5 protein-coding genes are annotated in these 4,335 nt (G+C 71.6%); 4 read left to right on the top strand and 1 reads right to left on the bottom strand.

Going from position 1 to position 4,335, the window contains the following annotated elements; translation table 11 throughout:
* Window positions 1-145 precede the first annotated feature (145 nt).
* Window positions 146-388 carry a mycoredoxin gene (locus tag ACZ63H_RS38430; RefSeq protein ID WP_318201507.1) on the bottom strand — a complete coding sequence of 81 codons (243 nt, stop codon included), beginning with the start codon at window positions 386-388 and terminating at the stop codon, window positions 146-148.
* A gap of 231 nt (window positions 389-619) precedes the next feature.
* Between ACZ63H_RS38430 and ACZ63H_RS38435 the strand changes: the two genes are divergently transcribed.
* The 4 genes from ACZ63H_RS38435 (at window position 620) to ACZ63H_RS38450 (ending at window position 4,164) form a co-directional block, all read left to right on the top strand.
* Window positions 620-2,818 carry an ATP-dependent DNA helicase UvrD2 gene (locus ACZ63H_RS38435; protein ID WP_469873096.1) on the top strand — a complete coding sequence of 733 codons (2,199 nt, stop codon included), beginning with the start codon at window positions 620-622 and terminating at the stop codon, window positions 2,816-2,818.
* 164 nt (window positions 2,819-2,982) lie between these two features.
* Entirely contained in the window at window positions 2,983-3,303 is a 321-nt protein-coding gene (locus ACZ63H_RS38440) for a hypothetical protein (protein WP_469873097.1), read from the top strand.
* 172 nt (window positions 3,304-3,475) lie between these two features.
* Window positions 3,476-3,844, top strand: a complete 369-nt coding sequence (locus ACZ63H_RS38445) for a WhiB family transcriptional regulator (RefSeq protein WP_467933660.1) — start codon at window positions 3,476-3,478, stop codon at window positions 3,842-3,844.
* Window positions 3,841-4,164 (top strand): hypothetical protein, encoded by a 324-nt coding sequence (locus tag ACZ63H_RS38450; protein ID WP_467933659.1) that lies wholly within the window; start codon window positions 3,841-3,843, stop codon window positions 4,162-4,164. Before ACZ63H_RS38445 ends, ACZ63H_RS38450 begins: the two co-directional genes overlap by 4 nt.
* Window positions 4,165-4,335: the final 171 nt, after the last annotated feature.

Below are 4,335 nucleotides of genomic sequence, written 5' to 3' on the forward strand. Positions count from 1 at the left end.
CCCGAGGGCCTCCCCCCCGCCGCCCGGCGGAGTGAAGGGGGGGAGGAAAATCCTCTGCTGACCTGCGGTTTCGTGTGACGCGCGGGGGCGGCCCTGGCAGTGCCGGGGCCGCCCTCGCGTCGGTCGCGGCGCGAGCCGCGGAGCGTCACGCGGCGAGCTTCTGCTTGACCTGGGCCAGCGAGGGGTTCGTCAGCGTGGTGCCGTCCTCGAAGAGCACGGTCGGGACCGTCTGGTTGCCCCCGTTCGCCTTCTCCACGAAGGCGGCGGACTCGGGGTCCTGCTCGATGTTGATCTCGCTGTACGCGATGCCCTCCCGGTCCAGCTGGCTCTTCAGCCGCCGGCAGTACCCACACCACGTCGTGCTGTACATCGTCACAGTGCCCTGCATGTCTTCGCTCTCCTCGGACAGCTCGGAAAATTCCGTCGAGGGGAGAACACGGGCGGGCGGACCCTCATTCCCGGGCGGGGTACCGCCGTCGCCCGCCGGCGTGTCGCCCCTCGCCCGCGGTGTGACACCTGCCGCATCCATACGACGATCAGCCTGTAAACAGTACGACTGCGAGCTCCCGCCTGTGGACAACTCGCACAGCCGTCCCGGACGACCTGGCAGCATGGCGGTGTGACAGCAGCAACGCATTCCACCCTTTTCCCGCGGGCACCGGAGTCGGCCGACGCGGTGCTCGAAGGGCTCGACCCCGAGCAGCGCGAGGTGGCCACCGCCCTACACGGCCCGGTGTGCGTGCTGGCCGGAGCGGGCACGGGCAAGACCCGGGCGATCACCCACCGCATCGCCTACGGAGTGCGGGCCGGCATCCTGCAGCCGTCCAGCGTCCTCGCCGTCACCTTCACCAACCGCGCGGCCGGAGAGATGCGCGGCCGGCTGCGCCAGCTCGGCGCCCAGGGCGTGCAGGCCCGCACCTTCCACTCCGCCGCCCTGCGCCAGCTCCAGTACTTCTGGCCGAAAGCGATCGGCGGCTCCATGCCCCGGCTGGTGGACCGCAAGATCCAGCTGGTCGCCGAGGCCGCCGCTTCCGCCGGCACCCGCCTCGACCGCAACGAGCTGCGGGACGTGACCGGCGAGATCGAATGGTGCAAGGTCACCCAGACGGTCCCCGCCGACTACCCGTACGCGGCTGCGAAGGCCGGCCGCGAGGCGCCCCGCGACCCGGCCGAGATCGCCCACCTCTACGCCGCCTACGAGGATCTGAAGCGCGACCGCGCGGTGATCGACTTCGAGGACGTCCTGCTGCTCACCGTCGCCGTCCTCCAGGACCGGCACGACATCGCCGAACAGGTCCGCGCGCAGTACCAGCACTTCGTCGTGGACGAGTACCAGGACGTCAGCCCGCTCCAGCAGCGGCTGCTGGACCTGTGGCTCGGCGAGCGGGACAACCTGTGCGTCGTCGGTGACGCCAGCCAGACCATCTATTCGTTCACGGGAGCAACCCCGGACCATCTGCTCGACTTCCGGGTCCGGCACCCCGGCGCCACCGTAGTGAAGCTGGTCCGCGACTACCGCTCCACCCCCCAGGTGGTGCGCCTCGCCAACGGTCTGCTCGCCCAGGCCCGTGGCCGCGCCGCCGGGCACCGGCTGGAACTCGTCTCCCAGCGGCCCCCGGGGCCCGAACCCGTCTACACCGAGTACACCGACGAACCCGCCGAGGCCGAGGGCGCCGCCCGGCGCATCCGCGAGCTGATCGACGCCGGCGTGCCGGCCGCCGAGATCGCCGTGCTGTTCCGCACGAACTCCCAGTCCGAGACCTACGAGCAGGCGCTCGCCGACGCCGGGGTCCCCTACCAGCTGCGCGGAGCCGAACGTTTCTTCGACCGGCCCGAGGTCCGCAAGGCCGGCGTCGCCCTGCGCGGCGCGGCCCGCTTCGGCGGCAACGACTCCCTGCTGGACGACGTCGTGGACCTGCCCTCCCAGGTGCGGGCGGTGCTGTCCGGCGAGGGCTGGACCACCGAGCCGCCGGCCGGCTCCGGCGCCGTCCGGGAGCGCTGGGAATCCCTGGCCGCCCTGGTCGGCCTCGCCCACGACCTCGCCGCCGCCCGGCCCGGGGCCACCCTCGCCGACTTCGTGGCCGAACTGGACGAGCGGGCGAACGCCCAGCACGCCCCGACCGTCCAGGGCGTCACCCTCGCCTCCCTGCACGCGGCCAAGGGCCTGGAGTGGGACGTCGTCTTCCTGGTCGGCGTCGCCGAGGGCATGCTGCCCATCACCTACGCCCGCACCGACGAGCAGATCGAGGAGGAGCGCCGTCTCCTCTATGTCGGTGTCACCCGCGCCCGGGAACGCCTCCATGTCTCCTGGGCCCTGTCCCGCTCGCCCGGGGGGCGCTCCCACCGCAGACCGAGCCGCTTCCTGGACGGCCTGCGCCCCGGCACCACCCCCACCGTCGGGCAGTCCGGCTTTGGCGCGGGCGGCGGCGGTGTCGAGCGCGGGTTCACCGCCGGCGCGGCCGCCGCCCCCCGGCGCACCCAGCGCACCCCCGCCCGCTGCCGGGTCTGCGGCCGCACGCTCACCGACGCGGGCGAGATGAAGCTGATGCGCTGCGAGGACTGCCCCTCGGACATGGACGAGGGGCTCTACGAACGACTGCGGGAATGGCGGGCGGTCCAGGCCGGGCGCAGCGGACAGCCGGACTTCTGCGTCTTCACGGACCGGACACTCATGGCCATCGCGGAGGCGTGCCCGGAGACCTCCGCCGAACTCGCCCGCATCCCCGGTGTCCTCAGTCGCAAGCTGCGCAGCTACGGAGCCGATGTTCTGGCCATTTGCGCAGGCCGGGAGCCTGACGGACTTGACGGGGACGGCTGATGGCAACTCGTCGAAAAAATAGTTTGCGCATGCCCCGGCAATCCCCATAGGTTCTAGGCACGGAAGCAGCGGCCTTCTCCAAGGCCCCGGTTCCGTGTTGTACTTGCATATCCGAGCGGACTGGTTCACCCCGGTCCCCAAGACGCCGAGAGGAGGCGAATCCAGTGATCAGCATCAGCTTCAGCACCATCAGCGCGGCCAAACTGACCGATCGCTCGACCGTCTCCGCGTGCATGCTCGGCGCCTTCCACCAGGGCACCGGTCTGTCCGGCATCTCTGCCGTGCGTCCGGCGTCCTCCGTTGCCCCCGCGGGCCTTCCCGTCCGCGAGCGCAATGAGCGACCGACCAAGGCACTGGAAGCGGTAGTGGCACAGGCGCACGCCTATGCCTTTGCGGCGGCCGGTGCCGGATTCCGGAAGCAGACGACGCAGCACCACCTGATGTGGGCCTTCCGTGGGCCAGAACCCTGGAGTGATCCAGCCTGATCGCCGATCAGGCCGGCGCCTTCAGGGCCGCGGAACCCCATCCGGGATCCGCGGCCCTTCTGTTTGTCCCGAACGGGACAGCGGAGCGAAGGGGCCTCGGGACAAGAAAAGAACCCGGTACCAAGCCGCCACCGGTCTACCGGCCGGACCCAGAAGACGAGGAAGAACCATCGTGCAACTCGAAGCGCACGCCCCGTCCGTACCGCCTTCGCAAACGATTCCCCCGCCCGGCCTCACGGAGGACCCCGCCTTGACCCCCCTGACCGCGCTCACCGCGCTCGACGAAGCCATCGAGAACCTCGGCGTAGCCGTCCCCTGCCGCTCCTACGACCCGGAGGTCTTCTTCGCCGAGTCGCCCGCGGACGTGGAGTACGCCAAGTCCCTCTGCCGCACCTGCCCGCTGATCGAGGCATGCCTCGCCGGGGCCAAGGAGCGGCGCGAGCCCTGGGGCGTCTGGGGTGGCGAGCTGTTCGTCCAGGGTGTCGTCGTCGCCCGGAAGCGGCCGCGTGGCCGCCCGCGCAAGAACCCGGTCACAGCATGAACACCGCAGGAACGATCGACCGCCCCCTCACGCACGACCCCAAGAAGCAGGCCCCGATGAAGCCGTCCGCCAGCGAGCCCGCCGGCTCCGCGACCCCAGACTCCACCATCACCGGCGCGACCGAAGCGCGCCAGAACAGGAACCGTGAGATGCAACTCATGCAAGAAGCCCTGGCTCGTGCGCATATGCACGACCGACTCCATGACGCCGTGCGCGAACGCCGGGCCCTGCGCCTGGCGGTCGCCCAGCGGATGCAGCGCCGGGCCGAGCGCGCCTCGCTGCGCGCCCGCCGCGCGCTCGCCATGGCCGTCATGCAGTAACGAACACACCCGAGCAGCGGTGGCCTCCCGGACCCGGGAGGCGAGGCTTCCCGGGGGGGGGGGGGGGGGGGGGAAGGGGGGCGGGGGCCGCGGGGGTGTGGGGGCGGGCGGGGGCCCCCCTCGGGCACACAGGGGAAACGCTTCGGACTCCGCCGCCTAACCCTTCCCCCC

This window comes from Streptomyces sp. NPDC104831 (assembly GCF_055583025.1).

Bases quoted from the DNA above. Each gene is read 5' to 3' on its own strand.
- ACZ63H_RS38430 (WP_318201507.1), bottom strand. From the start codon at position 388: ATGCAGGGCACTGTGACGATGTACAGCACGACGTGGTGTGGGTACTGC.
- ACZ63H_RS38450 (WP_467933659.1), top strand. From the start codon at position 3,841: ATGAACACCGCAGGAACGATCGACCGCCCCCTCACGCACGACCCCAAG.